The following is a 23,283-nucleotide window of genomic DNA, read 5'->3' as shown; positions in this document are numbered from 1 at the left end:
TCCCTCAGTACTTCAGCAGACTGGCGTCGTCGACGGAGGCCGAACGTCGGGTGCGGAAGATGGTCATGATGATCGCGAGGCCGATCACGACCTCCGCGGCCGCCACCACCATCACGAAGAAGGCCGCGATCTGGCCGTCGAGGTTGCCGTGCTGCTTGGCGAAGGTGACCAGCGCGAGGTTGCAGGCGTTGAGCATCAGCTCGATGCACATGAAGACCACGATGGCGTTGCGGCGGGTGAGCACGCCGACGCAGCCGATCGTGAAGAGGATCGCGGACAGGACGATGTACTCGGTCACTTGACGTCCTCTTCCGTGCTGGCCGGAGCGCCGGACTTGCCGGAGGTCTCAGGCATCTCCGAGGGGTCCTGGCCGAGCTGGCGGCGGACCTCGTCGATGTCGTCGGCCATGGCCGGTCCGGAACGGATGACGCCGCGAGCGACCAGCACCCGCGACACCGAGGACTCCGCCGCGGAACCGTCGGGCAGCAGGGCAGGGGTGTCGACGGCGTTGTGACGCGCGTAGACACCGGGCGCCGGCAACGGGCCGGGGTGCTTGCCGGTCTCCGCGTAGTCGCGCATCCGCTGCGCAGCCAGCGAGGCCTGCGTCTCCTTCGGCGTGAGGCGCTCGCGGTGGGCCAGCACCATCGCGCCGATCGCGGCCGTGATCAGCAGGGCGCTGGTGGCCTCGAAGGCGAAGACGTAGCGGGAGAACAAGATGTTGGCCAGCTGCTCGATGTTGCCGCCGGCATTGGCCTCGTCGAGGCCCACGGCGGTGCCGAGCGTGACCTGCGAGAGGGCGGTCACGAGGACGGCGCCGAGGGCCAGCCCGAGGATCGTGGCCAGCGCGCGCTGGCCCTTGATCGTCTCGACGACCGAGTCGGACGCATCAACGCCCACGAGCATCAGCACGAACAGGAACAGCATCAAGATCGCGCCGGTGTAGACGATGATCTGGACCGCGAAGAGGAACGGCGCGTCCAGGACGGCGTAGAGCACGGCCAGGCTGAGCATCACGATGGCCAGCAGCATCGCGGCGTGCACGGCCTTGCGGACGAACAGGATGCCGAGGGCGGCCGCCACCATGATCGGGGCGAGGATCCAGAACGTCATGCGGGGCCTCCGTTCGGAGTCTCCGAGGCGCCGTACGCACCGCGGTAGTAGGCGCCCTCGTCGTCGCCGAGCCGCATCGGGTGCGGCGGCTGCTCCATGCCGGGCAGGAGCGGGGCGAGCAGGTCGGACTTCTCGTAGATCAGGTCGGCCCGCGTGGTGTCGGCGAGCTCGTACTCGTTCGTCATCGTCAGCGCCCGCGTCGGGCACGCCTCGATGCACAGCCCGCAGAGGATGCAGCGCAGGTAGTTGATCTGGTAGACGCGGCCGTAGCGCTCACCGGGACTGAAGCGTTCGTCGTCGGTGTTGGAGCCGCCCTCGACGTAGATCGCGTCGGCCGGGCAGGCCCAGGCGCACAGCTCGCAGCCGATGCACTTCTCCAGCCCGTCGGGCCAGCGGTTGAGCTGGTGGCGACCGTGGAAACGCGGCGCGGTCGGCATCTTCTCGAAGGGGTACTGCTCGGTCACGACCTTCTTGAACATCGTGCGGAACGTGACCCCGAACCCGGCGACCGGGTCCCAGTACTGCTCCTTGAGGGTCTTGGCGTCAGCCATCACTTCTCCTGGTCCGAGGCGGTCGCACTGTCAGCAGCGCTGCCTGTCACGGTGGTACGCCGATCGGCGAACGTCAGCGGTCGGGCGGCGCCGCGCACGGCTCCACCGGCCGGCATGGGCGGGGTCGGGAAGCCGCCCGCGAAGGCGTCCACCTCGGCGTCGGTCCCGGCCGGCGTGGTCTCCTCCTCCTCGGCACTGTCCCCGACGAAGAACAGGACGATGCAGAGCGCCAGGAGGACCCCGGCGCCGGCGAGGATGTAGGAGCGGTCGATGCCGCCCTCGAGGGTGAGGACGCGGATCGTCGCGACGAGCACGATCCAGACCAGCGACGCGGGGATGAGCCGCTTCCAGCCGAACGCCATGAACTGGTCGTAGCGCAGGCGGGGCAGCGAGCCGCGCAGCCAGATGAACATGAAGATGAACAGGAACATCTTGGAGAAGAACCACAGCAGCGGCCAGTAGCCGGAGTCGGCGCCCTCCCACAGCTGGATGATCGGCCAGGGCGCGTGCCAGCCACCGAGGAACAGGGTGGTCGCGAGTGCCGACACCGTCGCCATGTTGATGTACTCGGCGAGGAAGAACAGCGCGAACTTCAAGCTGGAGTACTCGGTGTGGAAGCCGCCGACCAGCTCGCCCTCGGCCTCGGGGAGGTCGAAGGGCGCCCGGTTGGTCTCACCGACCATCGAGATGACGTAGATGACGAACGACGGCAGCAGGATCAGGGCGTACCACGTCGGCACCGGGATGACGCCGAGCCAGTACTCCTGGCCGGGGTTCTGCGCGGCCACGATCTCCGAGGTTGACATCGAGCCGGCGTAGAGGAAGACCGCGACGAGCGCGAGCCCCATGGCGACCTCGTAGGAGATCATCTGGGCGCTCGAGCGCAGGCCGCCGAGCAGGCTGTACGTCGATCCGCTGGACCAGCCGCCGAGCACGATGCCGTAGATGCCGATCGACGCGATGGCCATCACGAACAGCACGGCCACCGGCATGTCGGTCAGCTGCAGCGGGGTGGTGCGGTCGGTGAACGGGAGCCCGACCTCGGGCCCGAACGGGATCACCGCGAACGTCACGAAGGCGGGGATCACCGCGATCACCGGAGCGATGAAGAAGACGACCTTGTCGGCCGCCTTGGGGATGATGTCCTCCTTGAGCGCGAGCTTCACACCGTCGGCCAGCGACTGCAGCAGGCCGAAGGGCCCGTGCACGTTGGGACCGATGCGGTGCTGCATGCGGGCCACGACCCGGCGCTCCAGCCAGATGTTGAACAGCGTGAGCAGGACCAGCACGATGAAGATCGCGACGGCCTTGCCCAGGATCAGCCACCACGGGTCCTGGCCGAAGGCGGACAGGTCGTCCGCCACGAACGCCGTCACCTGGCTGAGCATCTGGGGGATCATCACTTGGCTCCCTTCACCGTGACGGAGCTGCCGGGCGAGGCCAGGTCGGCCAGCACCCCGCGACCGAACGAGCTGGCCGGCACCCACACCGCACCGTCGGGCAGGTCGGCGACCTCGACGGGCAGCGTGACCGAGCCCCGGTCACCGGAGAGGGTCACCAGCGCCGGTCCCTGGTGCAGGCCGAAGAGCGCGTCGTGGGCGGCCTGGTTGATCCGGGCGACGGCCGGGCGGGCCGTGGCGGCGAGGTTGACGTCGCCGTGCTGCATGGACCCGAGGTCGAGCAGCTGCTTCCAGGTCGACAGCGCGAGCGCGCCGGCCCTGGCCTTGGGCCTGCGGGGTTCCTTGCCGAGCGTCAGGGTCGGGCGAGGGCCGTCCCAGGCTCCCATCACCGCCATCTCGGTGCGGACCTCGTGCACGGTGCGGAAGCCGAGCGGCGTGCCCAGCTCGTCGGCGATGCCGGCGAGGATGCGCAGGTCGGGCAGCGACGCAGGGTTGGTGAAGACCGCCTCGAAGGGGCGCGGTCGCCCCTCCCAGGTGAGGAAGGTGCCGGCCTTGTCGGCGACCGGGGCAACCGGCAGCACGACGTCGGCGAGCGCGGCGACGTCGGTCATCCGCTGCTCCAGGCTGACAACGAACTGCGCGGACTCGATCGCCGTACGCGTGGCGGCCGGGTCGGCGGTGTCATCGGGGTCGACGCCGCCGATCACGAGGCCACCGAGGTCGCCCTTGACCAGGGCGGCGACGATCGCGTTGCCGTCACGACCGGCCGTGTCGGGCAGCGACTCGACGCCCCAGGCGGCGGCGGCATCGACGCGCGCCGAGGCCTCCGATGCGGGACGACCACCGGGCAGCAGGGTCGGCAGGCAGCCGGCCTCGACCGCACCGCGGTCGCCGGCCCGGCGCGGCACCCAGGCCAGGCGGGCTCCGGTGGTCCTGGCGAGCTCGAGTGCGGCAGTGAGCGCACCGTGGCTCTGGGCCAGTCGCTCACCGACGAGGATCACGCCGCCGGCGTCGAGGGCGGTCTCACCGTCGTTGGCGAGCGCGCTGAGCGCCTCGGCCTCGGTGCCGGGGACCGTCGCGACCAGGCGGCCGTTCATCTTGGCGAGGCCGCGCGTGGTGTACGGCGCCAGCGCGACCACCTTGGTCCTGCCCTTCGACGCCTTGCGCAGCCGCAGGAAGATCGTGGCCGCCTCATCCTCGGGCTCCAGGCCGGCGAGCACGACGACGGAGGCGGACTCCAGGTCGGCGTACGACACCTCGCTGCTGAGGGCGACGAACGACGCGAGGAAGTCAGCCTCCTCGGCGCTGTGCGGGCGGGCGCGGAAGTCGATGTCGTTGGTGCCGAGCGCGACCCGGGCGAACTTGGCGTAGGCGTAGGCGTCCTCGGCGGTCACGCGACCACCGGTGAGCACCGCGCTCGCGCCGGCCGCACGCAGGCCGCGTGCAGCGACGGCGAAGGCCTCGGGCCACGACGCCGGGCGCAGCTGGCCGTCCTCGTCGCGCACCATCGGGTGCGTGAGGCGGTCGTCCTGGCGCGCGTAGTGGAACGCGAAGCGGTCCTTGTCGCTGATCCACTCCTCGTTGACCTCGGGGTCGTTGCCGGCCAGGCGGCGCATGACCTTGCCACGACGGTGGTCGATGCGGATCGCGGCGCCGCAGGCGTCGTGCTCGGCGACACCCGGCGTGGAGACGAGGTCGAAGGGGCGCGAGCGGAAGCGGTACTCGGCGCTGGTGAGGGCACCCACCGGGCAGATCTGGATGGTGTTGCCGGAGAAGTAGGACAGGAACGGCGCGTCGTCGGCAATGCCGACCTGCTGCTGGGCACCGCGCTCGACCATCTCGATGAAGGGGTCGCCGGCGATCTCGTCGGTGAAGCGGGTGCAGCGCTGGCAGACGATGCAGCGCTCCCGGTCGAGCAGGATCTGTGCGGAGAGGTTGATCGGCTTGGGGAAGGTGCGCTTGACGCCCTCGAACCGGGTCTCGCCACGGCCGTGCGACATGGCCTGGTTCTGCAGGGGGCACTCGCCACCCTTGTCGCAGACCGGGCAGTCGAGCGGGTGGTTGATGAGCAGGAACTCCATGACGCCCTGCTGCGCCTTGTCGGCGACCTTGCTGGTCACTTGGGTCTCGACGACCATGCCCTCGGCGACCGGCAGCGTGCAGGAGGCCTGCGGCTTGGGGATCGGCTTGCCGTTGCCGGCGTCGGGGATGTCGACGAGGCACTGGCGGCACGCACCCACCGGGGCGAGCAGCGGGTGGTCGCAGAAGCGCGGCACCTGCACGCCGACCTGCTCGGCGGCGCGGATGACCAGGGTGTTGGGCGGGACGCTGACCTGGACGCCGTCGATGGTGACGGTGACCAGGTCGGTCTTCTCCGGGGTCGTCGTCATGCCGTTGCTCCGGTGGTGGCGAAGGTGGTCGAGGCGTTCGGGTCGAACGGGCAGCCGCCGTGGCTCAGGTGGGCGAGGTACTCCTCGCGGAAGTACTTGATCGAGCTCGAGATCGGGCTGGTCGCACCGTCGCCGAGGGCGCAGAAGGAACGGCCCAGGATGTTGTCGCACTGGTCGAGGAGCAGGTCGAGGTCGTCCTCGCTGCCCTGCCCCTTCTCCAGGCGGGCCAACGTCTGCACCAGCCACCACGTGCCCTCACGGCACGGGGTGCACTTGCCGCAGGACTCGTGCTTGTAGAACTCGGTCCAGCGCAGCACTGCACGCAGGACGCAGGTGGTCTCGTCGAAGAGCTGCAGGGCACGCGTGCCGAGCATCGACCCGGCTGCACCGACGCCTTCGAAGTCGAGGGGTACGTCGAGGTGCTCCGGCGTCAGCAGGGGCGTGCTCGAGCCACCGGGGGTCCAGAACTTGAGCTCGTGTCCCTCGCGCATGCCACCGGCCAGGTCGATCAGCTGGCGCAGGGTGATGCCGAGCGGAGCTTCGTACTGGCCGGGGTTGGTGACGTGGCCCGACAGGCTGAAGATGCCGTAGCCCTTCGACTTCTCGGTGCCCATCGAAGCGAACCAGTCGGCACCGTTGGCGATGATGCTCGGCACGGAGGCGATGGACTCGACGTTGTTGATGACGGTCGGGCTGGCGTAGAGGCCGGCCACCGCGGGGAACGGCGGACGCAGGCGCGGCTGGCCGCGACGACCCTCCAGGCCCTCGAGCAGCGCGGTCTCCTCGCCACAGATGTAGGCACCGGCACCGGCGTGCACGACGACGTCGAGGTCGTAGCCCGAGCCGTTGATGTTCTTGCCGAGGTGACCGGCGAGGTAGGCCTCCTGCACGGCGCGCTGGAGCCGGCGGATGACGTGGAGGACCTCACCACGGACGTAGATGAAGGCGTGGTTGGCACGGATCGCGAAGGAGCTGATGATGACGCCCTCGAGCAGGGTGTGCGGGCTGGCCATCATCAGCGGGATGTCCTTGCAGGTGCCCGGCTCCGACTCGTCGGCGTTGACGACGAGGTACTTCGGCTTGCTGCCGGCTGGTGTCCCAGGGTCCTGCGGGATGAAGCCCCACTTCATGCCGGTGGGGAATCCGGCGCCACCGCGACCGCGCAGACCGGAGTCCTTGACCGCGGTGATGATGTCGTCGGGCGGCATGGTGAGCGCCTTCTGCATGGCGGCGTAACCGCCACGGGCCTCGTAGGAGGCCAGCGTCCAGGCCCGCTCCTGGTCCCAGTTGTCCGTGAGGACCGGGGTCAACATGTCGGTGCTCACTTGCCTTCCTCGGCCTTCGTCTCGGACTCCGCGCGCGAGGTGTCGGCCTGCTCGACGGCGTCGGTCTTGGTGCCGGTGGCGGCGGTCGTGCCCGCGGCATCGGCCGACGGTGCGGTCCAGCCCCGGTCCCGGGCGATCGCGAGCCCGACCAGGGAGGCCGGGCCAGCGGCCGGGCCCTCGTCGGCGAGGTCGTCGGGGAAGCCGGCGAGCACCCGCTCGGCCTGCTTCCAGGTGCAGAGCCGGGGGCCGCGCGTGGACTGGACGTCCTTGCCGGCGCGGAGGTCGTCGACGACCTGGACGGCCGAGTCGGGCGTCTGGTTGTCCATGAACTCCCAGTTGACCATCATCACGGGGGCGTAGTCGCAGGCGGCGTTGCACTCGATGTGCTCGAGGGTGATCTTGCCGTCCTCGCTCGTCTCGTCGTTGCCGACGTCGAGGTGGTCCTTGAGCCGCTCGAAGATCAGGTCGCCGCCCATGACCGCGCACAGCGTGTTGGTGCAGACACCGACGAGGTAGTCACCGACGGGCTTGCGCTTGTACATCGTGTAGAACGTCGCGACACCGCTGACCTCGGCGGCCGAGATGCCGAGCACCTCGGCGCAGGCCTCGATGCCCTCGGGGGTCACCCGGCCCTCGACCGACTGGACGAGGTGCAGCATCGGGAGCAGGCCCGAGCGTGCCTCGGGGTAGCGGGCGGCGATGGCTCGCAGCTCGGCGTACGTCTCCGGCGTCAGCGGTGTCCGGTCGTCGTCGAACCGGTCAGGCGCCGGCGCGGAGTAGGCGGCGGTGCTGACGGTCATGCCGGGGTCGACAGCGGGGACCTCGGAAGGCTGGGTCATCGGTCGACACCTCCCATCACGGGGTCGATCGAGGCGATGGCGACGATGACGTCGGCGATCATGCCGCCCTCGCTCATCACGCTGGTGGCCTGGAGGTTGGTGAAGGACGGGTCACGGAAGTGTGCCCGGAAGGGGCGGGTCCCGCCGTCGGAGACGACGTGCGCGCCGAGCTCGCCGCGGGGCGACTCGACCGGGACGTAGGCCTGGCCGGGCGGCACGCGGAAGCCCTCGGTGACGAGCTTGAAGTGGTGGATCAGCGCTTCCATGGACTCGCCCATGATGTGCTTGATGTGGTCGGCGCTGTTGCCCATGCCGTCGCTGCCGATCGACAGCTGGCTGGGCCAGGCGATCTTCTTGTCCGCGACCATGACCGGTGCGCCCTCGAGGGCGGCGAGGCGGTCGGCGGCCTGCTCGACGATCTTGAGCGACTCGCTCATCTCGTTGAGCCGGACACGGAAGCGGCCGTAGGCGTCGGCCGTGTCCCAGGTCTGGACCTCGAAGTCGTAGTCCTCGTAGCCGCAGTAGGGCTCGGTCTTGCGCAGGTCCCAGGCGTAGCCGGTCGCGCGCAGCGGGGGACCGGACAGGCCCAGCGCCAGGCAGCCGGCGAGGTCGAGGTGGCCGACGTCCTCGAGGCGGGCCTTGAAGATCGGGTTGGCGTTGCACAGGGCGGCGTACTCGGGCAGCCGCTTGCGCATCAGCGCGATGAAGTCGCGGATCTCGTCGAGGGCGCCGGGCGGCAGGTCCTGAGCGACGCCGCCGGGACGGATGAAGGCGTGGTTCATCCGCAGGCCGGTGATCAGCTCGAACAGGTCGAGCACCAGCTCGCGCTCGCGGAAGCCGATCGTCATCACGGTCAACGCGCCGATCTCCATGCCGCCGGTCGCGATCGCGACGAGGTGGGAGGAGATGCGGTTGAGCTCCATGAGGAGGACGCGCATGACCTGCGCCTTCTCCGGGATGTCGTCCTCGATGTCGAGGAGGCGCTCCACGCCGAGGGAGTAGGTCGCCTCGTTGAAGAAGGGCGAGAGGTAGTCCATCCGGGTGCAGAACGTGACGCCCTGGACCCAGGTGCGGTATTCCATGTTCTTCTCGATGCCGGTGTGGAGATAGCCGATGCCGCAGCGGGCCTCGGTGACCGTCTCCCCCTCCAGCTCGAGGATGAGGCGCAGCACCCCGTGGGTCGAGGGGTGCTGGGGACCCATGTTGACCACGACCCGCTCGTCGGCGGCGTCGCCGAGGCCTTGGCTGATGGAGTCCCAGTCCTGGCCGGTGACCGTGAAGACCTTGCCCTGGCTGGTCTCGCTGGGGTCGGCGTACATGTCCTGAGTCATTAGTTGTACGACCTCCGCTGGTCGGGGGGCGGGATCGAGCCGCCCTTGTACTCCACGGGAATGCCGCCCAAGGGGTAGTCCTTGCGCTGCGGGTGACCGGGCCAGTCGTCGGGCATCAGGATCCGGGCCATGGCCGGGTGGCCGTCGAACTGGATGCCGAACATGTCCCAGGTCTCGCGCTCGTGCCAGTCGCTGGTCGGGTAGATGCTGACCAGGCTGGGGATGTGCGGGTCGGCGTCGGGGCAGGTGACCTCGAGCCGGATCCGTCGGTTGTGGGTCATGGAGAGCAGGTGGTAGACGGCGTGCAGCTCGCGCCCGGTGTCGTCGGGGTAGTGAACGCCGCTGACGCCCGAGCAGAACTCGAAGCGGAGCGCCTCGTCGTCGCGCAGCATCTGGGCGACGAAGGGAAGGTCCTCACGGCGCACGTGGAAGGTGATCTCACCGCGGTGCACGACGATGCGCTCGACCGCGGTGTCGAGCTCGGTGGACCGCAGCCGCGCCTCGAGGGCGTCGACGACCTCGTCGAACCAGCCACCGAAGGGGCGCTGGCTGTCACCGGGGTAGACCGTCGGGGTGACCAGTCCGCCGTAGCCGGACGTGTCGCCGGTGCCCTGGACACCGAACATGCCGCGGCGTGAACCGACCGCGCGCTTGACCTCCTGGTCGCCAGCGACCAGGTCGGTCGACGGGTCCTGGGTGTTGTGGGTCGGAGTGTTGTCCGTCATCGCAGCAGCCCCCGCATCTGGGAGGTCGGCAGCGCCTTGAGGGCGTTGGACTCCTGCAGCTCGATCTCGGCCAGCCGGTTGACGCCGAGCTTGGTCGCCTGGACCTGGTCGTGCAGCTTGAGGATCGCGTCGATCAGCATCTCGGGGCGGGGCGGGCAGCCGGGGAGGTACATGTCGACGGGGACAATGTGGTCGACGCCCTGGACGATGGCGTAGTTGTTGAACATGCCGCCGCTGCTCGCGCAGACGCCCATCGCGAGGACGTACTTCGGCTCGGCCATCTGGTCGTAGATCTGGCGCAGGACCGGAGCCATCTTGTTGCTCACGCGGCCGGCGACGATCATCAGGTCGGCCTGGCGCGGGCTGGCGCGGAAGACCTCCATGCCGAAGCGGGCGAGGTCGTACTTCGGACCGCCCGTCGTCATCATCTCGATCGCGCAGCAGGCCAGGCCGAACGTGGCCGGCCAGAAGGAGGCCTTGCGCATGTAGCCGGCGACGCCCTCGACGGTGGTCAGCAGCACACCGGACGGAAGCTTTTCTTCGATACCCATTACTCAGTTACCTCTCTGAGGGTCGCGAGGCGCGTGCCATGCCAAGGCGGAGGAGGGAAGGCGACCTTCAGCGGAGCGGTCGTCGACCGACGACAACGCGGGCAGGGTGCGTGCATCGTGATCCTCAGTCCCAATCCAGTCCGCCGCGACGCCACACGTAGGCGTAGGCGACGAAGACAGTGGCGATGAAGATGACCATCTCGACGAGGCCGAAGAACTTCATCGCGTCGAAGTGCACGGCCCACGGGTAGAGGAAGATGATCTCGATGTCGAAGATGATGAACATCATCGCGGTGATGTAGTACTTCACCGGCACGCGGCCGCCGCCGATCGGCTGCGGGGTCGGCTCGATGCCGCACTCGTAGGAATCGAGCTTGGCCCGGTTGTAGCGCTTGGGTCCCACGGCGGTGCTCATGACCACGGACATCACCGCGAATCCGGCCGCCAGGAGAGCCAGCGCCAGCACTGGCGTGTAGAGCTCCATCCTGAGTTCCTTCCCTCTCGTCGCCGACGACTCGGCACCCCACGTGTGACCTTGTGAACTACTTCACTAGTGGCGCGCACCACAGTCTAGGGGCCGACATGGCGTGCGTCACGTCGGGGGTGGGGGTGCTCCGGACGGTCCCGCGGAGACCGATTTTGGGCACTGTCGGCTTGGCTAATTCGCCGTACGACAACCGCTCCGTCGGACGTCGATCGGGACGTCCGACGACCCGGTCGCCGGGGCAGCCACGACGTCGGACGTCCCGCAGGAGGTCCGACGATCCGGTCGTACGGCGGGGGCGGCTCAGGCAGTGGCGCGGTGCAGCGCGACGACGCCGCCCGAGAGGTTGCGCCACTGGGGCGCGGTCCACCCGGCGGTCGCGATCAGGTCGGCGAGGCCACGCTGGTCGGGCCAGGCGCGGATGGACTCGGCGAGGTAGACGTAGGCGTCCGGGGACGACGAGACGGTGCGCGAGATCGCGGGCAGCGCCTTCATCAGGTATTCCATGTAGACGGTGCGGAACGGCGCCCACGTCGGGTGGCTGAACTCGCACACGACGAGGCGGCCACCGGGGCGGGTGACGCGGCGCATCTCGCGCAGCCCCTGCTCGGGGTCGACGATGTTGCGCAGGCCGAAGGAGATCGTCACGGCGTCGAAGGTGTCGTCGGCGAAGGGCAGCTTCGTGCCGTCGCCGGCGGTGAACGGCAGCGCCGGGCGCGCCTTCTTGCCCACCTGCAGCATGCCGAGCGAGAAGTCGCACGGCACGACCATCGCGCCACGGTCCGCGAACGGCTGGCTCGAGGTGCCGGTGCCGGCAGCGAGGTCGAGCACCTTGTCGCCGTACGACGGGTCGACCGCGTCGATCACGTCGCGGCGCCAACGACGGTCCTGACCGAGGGACAGCACGTCGTTGGTGACGTCATAGCGCTTGGCGACCGCGTCGAACATGCGTCGGACGTCGGTCGGTTGCTTGTCGAGTTCCGCGCGGGCCACGCAGGCGAGGGTAGTCGGGACGCAACTTCGCGATGTCGGTGGGCGTCCTTACGATTGACGCCACTGCCTACCTCGGAGACTCATATGCGAACGACTCGCTTCTTCTCGCTGCTGATCGCACTGGTGCTGGCGCTGGGCATGGTCTCGGTGGCAGGACCGGCCCAGTCGGAGGTGTCGGCCGCCGAACGCAGCTCGTTCACCCGGCTGAAGTTCGGCGACACGGGCTGGCGGGTGCGCGAGCTCCAGAGCCGGCTGCACCAGCTCGGCCTGCACTCCGAGGTCATCACCCGGCGCTTCGATGCCCAGACCCGCGACGGCGTGCGCACCTTCCAGGCCCGTCGCAAGCGCGCCACGACCGGCGTCGTCGACGCGGTCTTGTGGGCCAAGCTGCGCGCGAAGACGAGCGATCCGACCCACGAGGCGCTGCACAACATCTACACGCCCGGCCCGGCGATCCTGAAGGCCGGCGACCAGGGTTTGCCGGTGCGTCGGCTGCAGGCCCGACTCGAGCAGATCAACTGGTGGAGCGGCGACGTCACCGGCGCCTTCGACCAGCGGACGGTCGATGCGGTCTCCGGCTTCCAGACCAAGCGCAGGATCCCCGTCACCGGCGAGGTCGACCGGCGCACCCTCGACCGCCTCGCGCAGATGACCCGCAAGCCCACCAAGGCCGAGCTGTTCAACATCGTGCCCACGGGGCCGAAGCTCGACTCGAGGTGCATGACAGGCCGGGCCATGTGCGTGGACAAGACCTCCCGCTCGCTGCGCTGGGTGGTCAACGGTGTCGTGCAGTCGCGCTACGACGTCCGCTTCGGCTCCGACGAGCTGCCGACCCGCGAGGGCGCCTTCGCGGTCTTCAAGAAGTCGCGCGACCACGTCTCGTCGCTCTACGACACCTCGATGCCGTTCGCGATGTTCTTCTCCGGCGGCCAGGCCGTGCACTACTCCCCCGACTTCGCCGCGACCGGCTACAACGGCGCCTCGCACGGCTGCGTCAACGTCCGTGACTACAACGGCATCCGCTGGCTCTTCGACCAGGTCCGACTCGGCGACAAGGTCATCGTCTACCGGTCGTGAGGCCCTCCGAAGCTGCGGCGTAGGCTCCGCTTTCGTGACGCCGCACTCGACCGCCGCTGCCAGCGACCCGTTGGTCGTGCACACGGCTGCCGTCGGGCTCGACGAGGTCGGCGAGCTGCTCGACCTCGTGCCGGCCGACAGCCCGGTCAGCTGGCTGCGCCGCGACGAGGGCCTGGTCGGCTGGGGCGTGGCCGCTGTCATCCGCACCCGCGGGACCGCTCGCTTCAGCGACGCCGACAAGTGGTGGTCCGAGCTCACCTCCCACGCCGAGGTCCACGACTCCGTCAACGAGCCGGGCACCGGCCTGGTCGCCTTCGGCTCCTTCGGGTTCGCCGACGACCCGGGTGAGTCGGTGCTGGTCGTGCCGCAGGTCGTCGTCGGTCGGCGCGGGGACCGGGCCTGGGTGACGACGGTCGGCGTGCCGGTCCCCGACCTGGCGCCTGCTCCGCTCCCCGCCCCACCCGCCGGGCTCAGCTTCGCCGACGGCTCCCTCAACGGTGAGGCCTGGATGTCGGTCGTCGCCGACGCCGTGGGCCGGATCAACGCCGGCGACCTCGAGAAGGTCGTGCTGGCCCGCGACCTCGTCGCCACCTGCGACGAGCCGCTCGACGTGCGCTGGGCCCTGCGCAAGCTGGTCAGCGACTACTCCATGTGCTGGACGTTCCACGTCGACGGCATCTTCGGCGCGACGCCGGAGATGCTCGTGCGCCGCGAGCGCGGCCTCGTCACGTCGCGGGTGCTGGCGGGCACCATCCGCCGTACGGGCGACGTCGAGCGCGACGCGGCGCTGGCGGGCACCCTCGCGCGCTCGTCGAAGGACCTCGAGGAGCACGAGTACGCCGTCCGGTCGGTCGCCGACGCACTCGAACCGCACTGCTCGTCGATGAACGTGCCGGAGGTGCCGTTCGTCCTGCACCTGCCCAACGTCATGCACCTCGCGACCGACGTCGCCGGGGTGGTCCACGACGCTGCCACCGTCTCGTCGCTGCAGCTGGCCGAGGCGCTGCACCCCTCCGCGGCCGTCGGTGGCACCCCCACCACCTCGGCCGTCGCGCTGATCGCCGAGATCGAGGGCATGGCGCGCGACCGCTACGCCGGCCCCGTCGGCTGGATGGACGCCAACGGCGACGGCGAGTGGGGGATCGCCCTGCGCTCCGCCCTCGTCCAGGGCAACACCGTGCGCCTCTTCGCGGGCTGCGGCATCGTCGGCAGCTCCGACCCCGAGGCCGAGCTGGCCGAGTCGCAGGCGAAGTTCGTGCCGGTGCGCGACGCCCTCTCCGGCTAGGACGTGCCCGGGACGTCCTCGCCGTCGCGCAGGCGCAGGAACTCCTGTCCGTCCGGCAGCAGGTTGCCCATGTGGGTGTCGACGATCCCGAGCGCGGCGTCGGTGTAGATCTTGTCGTGGATGCCGAGGGTGCGCGGCGCCCCGACGGCCCGCACGAAGTCGATCGCCTCGCTGACCTTGAGCCACGGGGCGCTGATGGGCGCGAGCAGCAGGTCGACGTCGGCCTCGGGCAGCGTGAGCGAGTCGCCCGGGTGGTAGACGCGTCGGTCGCCGGCGGTCAGGAGGTAGCCGCTGTTGTCGATGCGCGGCAGGTCGCGATGGATGACGGCGTGCTGGAAGCCCACCACGTCGACCGTCACCCCCACGTCGAAGGACGAACCGGGCTCCACGACGCTCACCCGTTCGACCAGGTCGGGCGCCTGTCGGCGGATCTGGGCGGCGACGGACTCGATCGTGAAGATGCGCGCATCGCTGGCCCGGAGGTGGTCCGGGTCGTAGTGGTCGGGGTGCTCGTGGGTGATGAGGATCGCCGTCGCGCCGTCCACTGCGGCGGCCTCGGTGAAGACTCCCGGATCGAGGACGACCACCGCATCGGCGTACGAGATCCGCACGCAGGCATGCCCGAACTTGGTGACGCGCATCTGTCCACTGTAGGAGATGACGCGTTCGCCGGCCGTTCGTCGGTTCTGTGCCACGCCGCTTTGTGCGGCAGTTATGGTGTGGACGCCCTCGACGGATGCCAGGGGGAACCACATGCACCCGAACAAAGAGAGAATTCATGTCTGGACGCGCACTGGCGGGAAGCCTCGTCGCCCTGCTCATGCCTGCTTCGCTGTTGATGGTCTCCGCGACCACCTCGGCTGACGCGGCTGAAGCCCCGCTCACCAACACTTCCGCCCGCAAGGCGAAGAGCAAGGCCAAGCTGGTCGCTCTGCCGCAGATCGTCCAGCAGGGCAAGAAGCCTGCCGCTGCCAAGAAGGCCAAGGCTGCGCTGACTGCCAACATCAAGCCGCGCAAGGTCAACCGCCCGGTCGCGCTGCAGGTGAAGAAGGGCGGCGGTTGGAAGACGGTCTCCAAGACCAAGACCACGCGCAAGGGCACCGCTGAGTTCGGTGCGCCGATCTCCAAGCGTGGCAAGGCGCTGAAGTACCGCGTCACCGCTCCCGCCTTCAAGGGTGCGTCGGCCGTCACCAGCAAGCCCACGAGCACCGAGCGCTGGCTGACCGCCTCGTTCACCGACGAGTTCTCCGGCTCGGCCCTGTCGCCCAGCTGGAACCACCGTGGCCCGAACTACGAGCCCTCCAGCCTGCGCGAGTGCTCGAAGGGTTCCCCGAGCGCCGTCGCCGTCCGCGGCGGCACCGCCCGCATCAGCGTGATGAAGGACCCGGCCCGCGCCGGCGAGAAGTGCGTTGCGAAGAAGGACGGCAAGTCCACCGGCGCGTTCGCCTACCGCCTCAACGGCCACATCGGCACCCAGGGCGCCGTCTCGCTGAAGTACGGCTTCGCGGCCGCGCGCATCAAGATGCACAAGCTCCGCGGCCAGCACGGCGGCTTCTGGATGCAGCCGGCGACGCAGGGGGCCGCGGGCTCGAACAGCCCGAAGGAGACCGGCGCCGAGATCGACGTCATCGAGTACTTCGGTGACAAGCACCCCCAGGGCGGCCTGACGTCGTTCATCTACTCCAAGAACAGCTCCGGCAAGGACGTCAAGACCGGTTCCTGGATCAAGAGCCCCACCTCGTTCCTCAAGAACAAGCGCGACGGCTGGTCGAAGAGCTACCACGTCTTCTCGGTCGAGTGGACCCCGAAGTCCTACATCTTCCGGATCGACGGCAAGGAGTCGTGGCGCACCAAGGTCGGCGTCTCCGGCCAGGAGCAGTTCCCGATCCTGAGCGTTCTCGCCTCTGACTACGAGATCGCGCAGATGCCGGGCGGCGACCGCAAGCTCCCGCAGACGATGAGCGTCGACTGGGTCCGCCTGTGGCAGGCCTGATCTTCCAGGTCTGACCCGCTTCACCTCGTACGGCGACGCGCCGCTCCACTTCGGTGGGGCGGCGCGTCTCGCATTTCGCCGGGCGGGTCAGCCGGTGAGGTGGTGCACGAAGCACCAGCGCCAGGCCTCGCCGGGCTGGGCCGACTGCATCACCGGGTGGGTGGTGTCGTGGAAGTGCTCGGTGGCGTGCTGGTGCGGTGAGGAGTCGCAGCACGCGACGTTGCCGCAGGCCAGGCAGCGACGCAGCGAGACCCAGTGGGAGCCGAGCTCCACGCACTGCCGGCACACGAGCCCGTCAGCCACGGAGGCGACGGGGGCGACGGGGGCGTGACCGGCGGCGTCGAGGTGCTCGCAGGAGCTGCCGGTCGGCACGCGACGGGCGCGCGGCGCCTCCTCGTCGTCGGCGGTGGCGGCGATGTCGAGCATCGACTCCTCCACGTCGAGGATGCTGAGCACGTCGCGCACCACTTCGCTGGCGACGGTGCCGGTGCTGCGGATCTCCAGCACCTTCGCGCGCTCGGCCTCGATCATCGCCAGCCGGGCCCGGGCGTAGAGATCGCTCGGCGACTCCTGGCCCGGGGTGGTCGACAGCTGCTCCCACGCGGCGAAGTTGCGCTGGTCGACGCGCTGGCGGATCAGGTCGGCCACGCCGTGCGGGTCGTCGTGGTCCAGCTCCTCGAGGGCGGCGAACCCGGCCTTGGACGCCTGCTGCAGCAGTGCTGCACGCGCCAGCGCGTCGTCCAGGGGGTCGGGCGATGGCACCCGCAGCCTCCGCGCCACCCAGGGCAGCGAGAGGCCCTGGATGAACAGCGTGCCGGCGACGACGGTGAACGCGATGAGCAGCAACACCTCGCGGTGCTCGGTGGTCTCGGGGATGACGAACGCGGCCGCCAGGGTCACGACCCCGCGCATGCCCGCCCAGCCGAGGACGAAGGTGTACTGCCACGGCGGGGCGTGTCCCGTGGCGGGATCCAGGCCGGGCCGGACCAGCGCATAGCGCGCGGCGAACACCCACACGAGCCGCAGCACGATGGTGGCCAGCAGCGCGGCGGCGCACACCGCGGCGATGCGCGCGGGTGCGATCGCGCTGTCGGCGACGCCCTCGAGGATCCAGCGAGCCTGCAGGCCGATCAGCAGGAAGACCGTGTTCTCCAGCAGGAAGGCGATGGTGCGCCAGTTGATCCGCTCGGCGATCCGCGACTGGGCGGTCTGGATGATCGGCGCCTTGTGCCCGAGCAGCAGGCCGGCGACGACCACCGAGATGACGCCCGAGGAGTGCAGCTCCTCTGCCAGGAGGTAGGCAGCGAACGGCGTCACCAGCGAGATGGCGGTGTCCATCAGCGGGTCGGTGACGAGCTTGCGCAGCTTGGCCACGACGACGAAGACGAGGAAGCCCAGCGCGGCACCGCCGACCGAGGCGCGCAGGAAGTCCACGCCGACGTCGAGGGCGTTGACGCCGAGTGACGCGGCGGCGATCGCCGTACGCAACGAGACGAGGGCGGTCGCGTCGTTGAGCAGCGACTCCCCCTCGAGGATCGTGACCACCCGGCGCGGCAACCCGATGCGGCGGGCGATCGCGGTGGCCGCGACGGCATCGGGCGGGGCCACGACGGCCCCGACGGCGATCGCGACCGGCCACGAGATGCTCGGCACGATGAGGTGGACGACGGCGCCGACACCGAACGTCGTGAAGACGACCAGGCCGATCGACAGCAGCAGGATCGCGCGCCGGTTGGCGTTGAAGTCGACGAGCGAGGTCTGGATCGCGGCGGCGTAGAGCAGCGGGGGCAGCAACCCCAGCAGCACGATCTCGGGTTCGAGGTGGATCTCGGGCACGAACGGCAGGTAGGTGCCCCCGACCCCGACGGCGATCAGCAGCAGCGGGGCAGGCACCTCGAGGCGGCCGGCCAGCGCGGCCCCGGCCAGGACCACGACGACCAGGGCGACGAGGAACAGGGCGATCTCCACCCGCTGAGTCTGTCAGGCGGTGAGGCACCCGATGCGGCTCATGCGGTCGGTGGCGCCCTCAGTCGCATGGATGCCCGCCTCCCCGACCGCGCCATGGATAATCCCCCGCGTGCGGGGACTCGGGAGGGTGGGCAGGATCGCCGTGGCGATCGTTGCGCTGCTGGCACTCCTGGTGATGACGGCGGGTGCCGTCGTGGCCGGGGTCGTCGGCTCCGACGACACGATCGTCAACCGGCCGACCGCGCTCGGCGACGACGGTCGCCCGCTCCTCACCGCCCCCGACCTGCTCGCCTACGAGGGCGTCACCGTCACGTTGCGCGCCTCGGCACCGGACGGTGTCTTCATCGGCACCGCCCACCCGGTCGACGTGGCCGACTTCGTCGGCGACTCCCCGCGGATCCGGTTGACCAGCGTGACCCGCACCGGCGTCGTCGCCGAGGACGTCGGCTCCGGGAAGCGCGTGCAGCCCGCGGGGGCCGGCTTCTGGACCCACTCGATGAGCGGCTCCGGGGTCGAGGAGCTGACCCTCGATCGCGACACGTCCGCGGCCCAGTGGGTGATCGCGCCGCTGACCGGGGTCGGACCGACGACGGTGTCGTTCGCGATCACCGTGCCGGGAGTCTTCACCTGGGCACTCATCGCGTTCGGCGCCGGTGCACTCGTGCTGCTCGCCTGCGTCGAGCTGTTGCTGCGCACCCGCACCCGGCGCCGCCGGGGACCGCGGTTGCCGTCGGCTGCCGAGCGCGTGGCGGCCTACGTCCCCTCCTCCGAGCGGGTCGCCGCCAGCAGGCCGGGCGGGCGACGCAAGGCCAGGCGGTCCGCGCTCGTCGTCGTGCTCACGCTGTCGCTGGCCGGCTGCACCATCGAGGACCTGCTGCCCGCGAAGCGGCAGTCGTCCGAGACCGCGACGACCAAGGTCGCGCTCACCCGGTCCCAGCTCCCCGCCCTCCTCGAGTCGTACGGCGACCGGTTGCGCACCGCGATCGAGGCCGCCCGGCCGCCGCGCTACCGCGAGGACAAGTGGCGCCTCGCAGATCGCGGACCCGCCCTGGAGAGCGACCTCTTCGGGACCCGCGTCGGCCGGCTGACCGGCCTGGGTCGGCGCTCGGTGCCGGTCCACGACGGCATCGAGGCCTACTCCGGGCGCTTCGACTCCTACCCGATGTGGTCGCTGGTCGCCTCGGAGGTCGACCGCGAGACCCGGGTCGACCTGTTCACCAAGGCCTCCGTGGAGGCCCCGTGGTTCCGCCAGGCGGGCAGCACGATCACCGGTGACCTGCCGGAGGCCGGTCGTCCAGCCAGGCTGCCGGGCGGCAAGGACGCGGCGGCCGCCACCGCTGCCTGGCGCGACTACGTCCGGTCGGGCACCGAGGACGACCGCCTGGAGGTCGACCGGGCTTCGCGGAAGTGGCGCGACAACGTCGCCGATCTCGGCAGTCGCGCGATGTTCACCGGCTACACCGTCACGGCTCGGCCCGAGGGGCTGTCCCGGGTGGTCGAGGTCGCGGACGGAGCACTCGCGATCGTGGCGCTGCGCGTGACGACCCGCCTCGACGGACGGTCCGACCTGATGGTGCGGTGGGCGCCGCCGTACGGGAGGTATCGCACGAGCAAGGACGGCGTGCTGTCGTTCGCGGACCTCGCGGTGGGAGTGATCCACCTGCCGGCTCGCGGTGAGCCGACCATCCTCGGCTCGACCTTCAGTGAGGTCGCAGCGCCCTGATCCGCTCGTCGAGCTCGCGGCGGTTGTCGCGGCGGACGACCACCTCGAGGACCTCGATCCCGCCGTTGGGTGAGGCGAGCGCCTGCTCGAGCGCCCCGAGCGAGTCGACGCGCAGGTGGGGGGTGCGGGTGGCCGCGCAGAGGCTGGCGATGTCGACGCCGTGCGGGGTGCCGAACAGCGCGTCGTAGCGGTCGGCGAACTCCGGCGCGCCCTGCTCCAGCATGGAGAAGATCGACCCGCCGTCGTCGTTGACGACCACGATCGTCAGGTCGGGCCGCAGCTCGGCCGGGCCGAGGACGAGACCGGTCGCGTCGTGCAGGAAGGTGACGTCGCCCATCAGCGCGAGCGCGCGCGTGGACCGCGGCCGGCCGAGCGTGGCGCCGATGGCGCTGGACACGGTGCCGTCGATCCCGGCCAGGCCGCGGTTGGCGATGACCTTGCGCCGGCCGCCTACGCCGTAGCGCGGCACCATCAGGTCGAGGTCGCGGATCGGGCTGGAGGCGCCGACGAACAGCAGCCCGCCGTCGGGCAGCGCCCGGCTGACGGCACCGGCCACTTCGTACGGCGTGAGGTCGGCCTCCGCACGCAACAGCGCGTCGAGCTGCCGGCCGACCGAGCGGTCAGCGGCCGCCCACGCGTCGAACCACGCAGTGTCGCTCGACTCCGCGGTCGTCGCCCGGGTGACTGCGTGGTCGACCTTGAAGGGACGCCGACGCCAGAGCCCCGCGTCCTCGACGTCCCAGACCTCGACGTCGTCGCGCGTGAGCAGGCGGTTGACCGGTCGCGAGAGCGTCGGGTGCCCGGCGACGACGACCCGCTCGACCTGCTGCCCGAGGTCGGAGTCGAGGAGCAGGCGGTAGGTGCGCAGCGCGTGCGTGCCGGTGCGCGAACCGCTCGTCGGCTCGGCGAGGAGCGGCCACTGTCCGCGCTGCGCGAGCACGCGCGCGGGCGGCCCGGCATCGTCACCGGCGATCACGACGGTGCGGGGGCCGTGCGGGATCTCGACCTCGTCGGGCCGCACGCGCGGCCGCTCGTCGACCGGGACCGCCGGGACGTCCCAGCGACCGTCCGGCACGAGCGGGTCGTCGAGCTGGACGTTGAGGTGCCAGGGCCGCCCGGGGTCCATCGACAGGTCGAGGTCGTCGATCTCAGCGAGGTCGGCGAACGGCAGGCGGGGCAGGAGTCCGACCTGGTCGGTCGTCTGGCTGGCGCTGGTGTCGCGCAGCCGCAGCGGCCGGTCGGCGGTCACGAAGACGACCGGCAGCCCGGAGTGGCTCGCCTCGAGGGCCGCCGGGTGGAGGTTGGCGACCGCGGTGCCGGAGGTGCAGACGACCGCGGCGGTGCGCCCGACCTTGGTCAGACCGAGGGCCAGGAAGCCGGCCGACCGCTCGTCGATGCGCGTGTGCAGCCGGAGCACGCCGGCCTCGGCCGCGTCGAAGGCAGCGAAGGCGAGCGGAGCGTTGCGCGAGCCCGGCGCGAGCACGATCTCGGTCACGCCGTGGCGCAGCAGGAGCGAGACGACTCCGCGTGCGAGCTCGGTGGCGTCGGTCATGGACGCTGATCCTGCCGTACGGCGCTGAGCCGGCGCTCCCAGTGGGCCACCCTGTCCGCCGGGGCGGCGAGCCGGGCGAGTGCGGCATCGTCGAGCTCGGGAGTCGTCACCGGCAAGAAGCCGTCGACCGGGAGGAGCGGTGAGACCGCGACGTCGTCGGTGAGCAGCTGGACCGTGGCCAGCCCGCAGGCGTGCTCCAGGCTCGGTAGCGCGGCCGCGAGCGCGACCCCGGCAGCGATGCCGACGCTCGACTCGACGGCGCTGGACACGACGACCGGGAGCCCGATGTCCTCGGCGATCCGCAGGCAGGCGCGCACCCCGCCGAGCGGCTGCACCTTGAGCACCGCGATGTCGGCGGCCTCCAGGTCGCGCACGCGATAGGGGTCCTCGGCCCGCCGGATCGACTCGTCCGCGGCGATCGGCACGTCGACGCGTCGGCGCACGGCGGCGAGCTCCTCGACCGTGGCGCAGGGCTGCTCGACGTACTCCAGGCCGCCGGCCGCCCGCTCGAGGAGCGCGATCGCCCGCACCGCCTCGTCCAGGTCCCAGCCGCCGTTGGCGTCGACGCGGACCAGCCCGCCGGGGCCGAGCGCGTCGCGCACTGCTTCGAGGCGCGCGACGTCGTCGGCCAGCGTCTGCCCGCGTTCGGCGACCTTCACCTTCGCGGTCGTGCAACCGCCGGCGCTGACGATCTGGTGGGCGCGCTCGGGGCTGCACGCGGGCACGGTGACGTTCACCGGGACGAGGTCGCGCAGTGGTGCCGGCCAGTCCCCTGCGGCCGCCTCCTCCGCGCACCGCAGCCAGGGCCGGGCCACGTCGTTGCCGTACTCCAGGAAGGGCGACCACTCGCCCCAGCCGCCCTCGCCGCGGATCAGCACCCCCTCGCGCATGGTGATGCCGCGGAAGGTCGTGCGCAGCGGGATCGAGAAGACGTGGATCACGCCTGCCCCCTGAGGGCCTGGCGGTCGACCTTGCCGTTGGGCAGCAGCGGCAGCTCGTCCAGGACGACGACCTGGCGCGGCGCCCAGGCACGCGGGTTCACCGCGGCGACCCAGTCGCGCACACTCCGCTGGTTGAGCAGCGACGAGCCCTGCGAGGAGCGTGTCGACACCAAGGTCACGAAGGCCACGACCCGCGTCCCCCACTCCTCGTCCGGGACGCCCAGCACCTCGACGGCGTCGACGTCGGGGTGCTCGCGGATCCGCTTCGCCACGGCCGGGAGCGGGACGTTGACGCCACCGCTGACCACGACGTCGTCGATCCGCCCGAGCACCCGCAGCCGGCCGTCCTCGTCGAGCGTCCCGGCGTCGGAGGTGAGGAACCAGCCGTCGACCAGCGTCTCGTCGGTCAGCTCGGGGTCCCCCTCATAGCCGTCGAAGACGGTCGGCCCCCCGATCCGCAGCCGACCGTCGGTGCCGACGGCGAGCGCGACACCGTCGAGCGGCAGGCCGTCGTAGACGCAGCCTCCGGCGGTCTCGCTGGCGCCGTACGTCGACACGAGCCGGAGCCCGAGGTCCTCGGCGCGGCTCCGGAGAGCCGGGTCGATCGGACCGCCACCGAGCAGGATCGTGTGCAGCCGTCGCAGCGCGTCGACCTGCACCTCGTCCTGGAGGAGGCGGTGCAGCTGGGTGGGGACGAGGGAGGTGAACTGCCCGTCCTCGGCGATCGTGAGATCGAGACCGTCCACCACGACCGGCTCGTGGCCGGCGAGCAGCGAGCGGCAGATGACCTGCACGCCGGCGACGTAGGACGACGGCAGCGCGAGCAGCCACTGCCCGCGGGCGCCGAGGCGGCGGGCGCTCGCCTCGACCGACGCGACGACGGCTTCGCGCGAGAGCAGCACCCGCTTGGGCCGGCCGGTCGAGCCGGACGTCTCGATCAGGAGCTGATCGGGATCATCCACCTCGAGCCATGCCCGGAGCTGCGCGATCGCCTCGGTTGCGTCGTCGGAGGGGCGCAGGGTGCTCACGTGGGAACGCTATCCCC

General features: G+C 70.6%; 21 protein-coding genes. 4 read left to right on the top strand and 17 right to left on the bottom strand.

Features of this window, described 5'->3' with window-relative positions:
* Positions 1–4: 4 nt before the first annotated feature.
* The 12 genes from nuoK to C9J87_RS00970 all read right to left on the bottom strand — a co-directional run bounded on the left by nuoK (position 5) and on the right by C9J87_RS00970 (position 11,699).
* Positions 5–298, bottom strand: coding sequence for an NADH-quinone oxidoreductase subunit NuoK (nuoK, locus tag C9J87_RS01025; RefSeq protein ID WP_010831504.1), 294 nt, complete (start codon positions 296–298; stop codon positions 5–7).
* On the bottom strand, positions 295–1,110 hold the full coding sequence (locus C9J87_RS01020; protein WP_107704503.1) for an NADH-quinone oxidoreductase subunit J: 816 nt from the start codon (positions 1,108–1,110) through the stop codon (positions 295–297). The genes nuoK and C9J87_RS01020 overlap by 4 nt, the downstream gene beginning before the upstream one ends.
* On the bottom strand, positions 1,107–1,661 hold the full coding sequence (gene nuoI / locus C9J87_RS01015) for an NADH-quinone oxidoreductase subunit NuoI (RefSeq protein WP_010831502.1): 555 nt from the start codon (positions 1,659–1,661) through the stop codon (positions 1,107–1,109). The genes C9J87_RS01020 and nuoI overlap by 4 nt, the downstream gene beginning before the upstream one ends.
* Positions 1,661–3,061 carry an NADH-quinone oxidoreductase subunit NuoH gene (gene nuoH / locus C9J87_RS01010; protein WP_232819798.1) on the bottom strand — a complete coding sequence of 467 codons (1,401 nt, stop codon included), beginning with the start codon at positions 3,059–3,061 and terminating at the stop codon, positions 1,661–1,663. Before nuoH ends, nuoI begins: the two co-directional genes overlap by 1 nt.
* Complete coding sequence (locus tag C9J87_RS01005) at positions 3,061–5,451, bottom strand: NADH-quinone oxidoreductase subunit G (protein WP_010831500.1); 2,391 nt, start codon at positions 5,449–5,451, stop codon at positions 3,061–3,063. The genes nuoH and C9J87_RS01005 overlap by 1 nt, the downstream gene beginning before the upstream one ends.
* Positions 5,448–6,764: an NADH-quinone oxidoreductase subunit NuoF gene (gene nuoF, locus C9J87_RS01000; RefSeq protein ID WP_036491969.1), complete on the bottom strand. Its 1,317-nt coding sequence runs from the start codon at positions 6,762–6,764 to the stop codon at positions 5,448–5,450. Before nuoF ends, C9J87_RS01005 begins: the two co-directional genes overlap by 4 nt.
* A gap of 8 nt (positions 6,765–6,772) precedes the next feature.
* A complete protein-coding gene (gene nuoE, locus C9J87_RS00995) occupies positions 6,773–7,615 on the bottom strand; it encodes an NADH-quinone oxidoreductase subunit NuoE (protein ID WP_010831498.1) in 843 nt (280 codons plus the stop codon).
* Positions 7,612–8,946, bottom strand: a complete 1,335-nt coding sequence (locus C9J87_RS00990) for an NADH-quinone oxidoreductase subunit D (RefSeq protein ID WP_010831497.1) — start codon at positions 8,944–8,946, stop codon at positions 7,612–7,614. The genes nuoE and C9J87_RS00990 overlap by 4 nt, the downstream gene beginning before the upstream one ends.
* Entirely contained in the window at positions 8,946–9,671 is a 726-nt protein-coding gene (locus C9J87_RS00985; protein WP_010831496.1) for an NADH-quinone oxidoreductase subunit C, read from the bottom strand. Before C9J87_RS00985 ends, C9J87_RS00990 begins: the two co-directional genes overlap by 1 nt.
* Positions 9,668–10,222, bottom strand: coding sequence for a NuoB/complex I 20 kDa subunit family protein (locus tag C9J87_RS00980; protein WP_010831495.1), 555 nt, complete (start codon positions 10,220–10,222; stop codon positions 9,668–9,670). The genes C9J87_RS00985 and C9J87_RS00980 overlap by 4 nt, the downstream gene beginning before the upstream one ends.
* A 124-nt stretch (positions 10,223–10,346) precedes the next feature.
* Positions 10,347–10,706: an NADH-quinone oxidoreductase subunit A gene (locus C9J87_RS00975; RefSeq protein ID WP_010831494.1), complete on the bottom strand. Its 360-nt coding sequence runs from the start codon at positions 10,704–10,706 to the stop codon at positions 10,347–10,349.
* A gap of 303 nt (positions 10,707–11,009) precedes the next feature.
* Positions 11,010–11,699, bottom strand: coding sequence for a demethylmenaquinone methyltransferase (locus tag C9J87_RS00970; RefSeq protein WP_107704502.1), 690 nt, complete (start codon positions 11,697–11,699; stop codon positions 11,010–11,012).
* 84 nt (positions 11,700–11,783) lie between these two features.
* On the opposite strand from C9J87_RS00970, the gene C9J87_RS00965 reads away from it, so the two are divergent.
* Together C9J87_RS00965 and C9J87_RS00960 are read left to right on the top strand one after the other, a co-directional pair.
* Complete coding sequence (locus C9J87_RS00965; RefSeq protein ID WP_232819797.1) at positions 11,784–12,776, top strand: L,D-transpeptidase family protein; 993 nt, start codon at positions 11,784–11,786, stop codon at positions 12,774–12,776.
* Positions 12,777–12,810: 34 nt separating this feature from the next.
* Positions 12,811–14,061, top strand: a complete 1,251-nt coding sequence (locus C9J87_RS00960) for an isochorismate synthase (RefSeq protein WP_010831491.1) — start codon at positions 12,811–12,813, stop codon at positions 14,059–14,061.
* On the opposite strand, the gene C9J87_RS00955 is transcribed toward C9J87_RS00960, so the two are convergent.
* Positions 14,058–14,702: an MBL fold metallo-hydrolase gene (locus C9J87_RS00955; protein WP_010831490.1), complete on the bottom strand. Its 645-nt coding sequence runs from the start codon at positions 14,700–14,702 to the stop codon at positions 14,058–14,060. The two genes, C9J87_RS00960 and C9J87_RS00955, sit on opposite strands and share 4 nt — an antisense overlap.
* A gap of 137 nt (positions 14,703–14,839) precedes the next feature.
* Here C9J87_RS00955 and C9J87_RS00950 point away from each other — a divergent pair, with 137 nt between their 5' ends.
* The gene (locus C9J87_RS00950; protein WP_010831489.1) at positions 14,840–16,054 is read left to right on the top strand and encodes a glycoside hydrolase family 16 protein; all 1,215 of its coding nucleotides are present in this window, start codon (positions 14,840–14,842) and stop codon (positions 16,052–16,054) included.
* A gap of 87 nt (positions 16,055–16,141) precedes the next feature.
* Here C9J87_RS00950 and C9J87_RS00945 read toward each other — a convergent pair whose 3' ends face one another.
* Positions 16,142–18,022 (bottom strand): Na+/H+ antiporter, encoded by a 1,881-nt coding sequence (locus C9J87_RS00945; protein WP_107704501.1) that lies wholly within the window; start codon positions 18,020–18,022, stop codon positions 16,142–16,144.
* Positions 18,023–18,164: 142 nt separating this feature from the next.
* On the opposite strand from C9J87_RS00945, the gene C9J87_RS00940 reads away from it, so the two are divergent.
* On the top strand, positions 18,165–19,745 hold the full coding sequence (locus C9J87_RS00940) for a hypothetical protein (protein WP_157953076.1): 1,581 nt from the start codon (positions 18,165–18,167) through the stop codon (positions 19,743–19,745).
* Here the strand turns inward: C9J87_RS00940 and menD are convergent.
* The 3 genes from menD to C9J87_RS00925 are packed head-to-tail and all read right to left on the bottom strand — an operon-like array spanning position 19,723 to position 23,266.
* Positions 19,723–21,297 carry a 2-succinyl-5-enolpyruvyl-6-hydroxy-3-cyclohexene-1-carboxylic-acid synthase gene (gene menD / locus C9J87_RS00935; RefSeq protein ID WP_107704499.1) on the bottom strand — a complete coding sequence of 525 codons (1,575 nt, stop codon included), beginning with the start codon at positions 21,295–21,297 and terminating at the stop codon, positions 19,723–19,725. The two genes, C9J87_RS00940 and menD, sit on opposite strands and share 23 nt — an antisense overlap.
* Positions 21,294–22,235, bottom strand: coding sequence for an o-succinylbenzoate synthase (locus tag C9J87_RS00930; RefSeq protein ID WP_107704716.1), 942 nt, complete (start codon positions 22,233–22,235; stop codon positions 21,294–21,296). The genes menD and C9J87_RS00930 overlap by 4 nt, the downstream gene beginning before the upstream one ends.
* Positions 22,235–23,266, bottom strand: coding sequence for an AMP-binding protein (locus C9J87_RS00925; protein WP_232819796.1), 1,032 nt, complete (start codon positions 23,264–23,266; stop codon positions 22,235–22,237). The genes C9J87_RS00930 and C9J87_RS00925 overlap by 1 nt, the downstream gene beginning before the upstream one ends.
* Between the last annotated feature and the right edge of the window lie 17 nt (positions 23,267–23,283).

This window comes from Nocardioides allogilvus, from assembly GCF_003047285.1.
GTDB lineage: Bacteria > Actinomycetota > Actinomycetes > Propionibacteriales > Nocardioidaceae > Nocardioides > Nocardioides allogilvus.
This window is presented reverse-complemented; position numbering and strand designations above follow the sequence as displayed.

Coding starts and splice junctions, on each gene's coding strand:
- C9J87_RS01020 (WP_107704503.1), bottom strand. CDS start 1,110: ATGACGTTCTGGATCCTCGCCCCGATCATGGTGGCGGCCGCCCTCGGC.
- nuoI (WP_010831502.1), bottom strand. CDS start 1,661: ATGGCTGACGCCAAGACCCTCAAGGAGCAGTACTGGGACCCGGTCGCC.
- nuoH (WP_232819798.1), bottom strand. CDS start 3,061: ATGATCCCCCAGATGCTCAGCCAGGTGACGGCGTTCGTGGCGGACGAC.
- C9J87_RS01005 (WP_010831500.1), bottom strand. CDS start 5,451: ATGACGACGACCCCGGAGAAGACCGACCTGGTCACCGTCACCATCGAC.
- nuoF (WP_036491969.1), bottom strand. CDS start 6,764: ATGTTGACCCCGGTCCTCACGGACAACTGGGACCAGGAGCGGGCCTGG.
- nuoE (WP_010831498.1), bottom strand. CDS start 7,615: ATGACCCAGCCTTCCGAGGTCCCCGCTGTCGACCCCGGCATGACCGTC.
- C9J87_RS00990 (WP_010831497.1), bottom strand. CDS start 8,946: ATGACTCAGGACATGTACGCCGACCCCAGCGAGACCAGCCAGGGCAAG.
- C9J87_RS00985 (WP_010831496.1), bottom strand. CDS start 9,671: ATGACGGACAACACTCCGACCCACAACACCCAGGACCCGTCGACCGAC.
- C9J87_RS00980 (WP_010831495.1), bottom strand. CDS start 10,222: ATGGGTATCGAAGAAAAGCTTCCGTCCGGTGTGCTGCTGACCACCGTC.
- C9J87_RS00975 (WP_010831494.1), bottom strand. CDS start 10,706: ATGGAGCTCTACACGCCAGTGCTGGCGCTGGCTCTCCTGGCGGCCGGA.
- C9J87_RS00965 (WP_232819797.1), top strand. CDS start 11,784: ATGCGAACGACTCGCTTCTTCTCGCTGCTGATCGCACTGGTGCTGGCG.
- C9J87_RS00955 (WP_010831490.1), bottom strand. CDS start 14,702: ATGCGCGTCACCAAGTTCGGGCATGCCTGCGTGCGGATCTCGTACGCC.
- C9J87_RS00950 (WP_010831489.1), top strand. CDS start 14,840: ATGTCTGGACGCGCACTGGCGGGAAGCCTCGTCGCCCTGCTCATGCCT.
- menD (WP_107704499.1), bottom strand. CDS start 21,297: ATGACCGACGCCACCGAGCTCGCACGCGGAGTCGTCTCGCTCCTGCTG.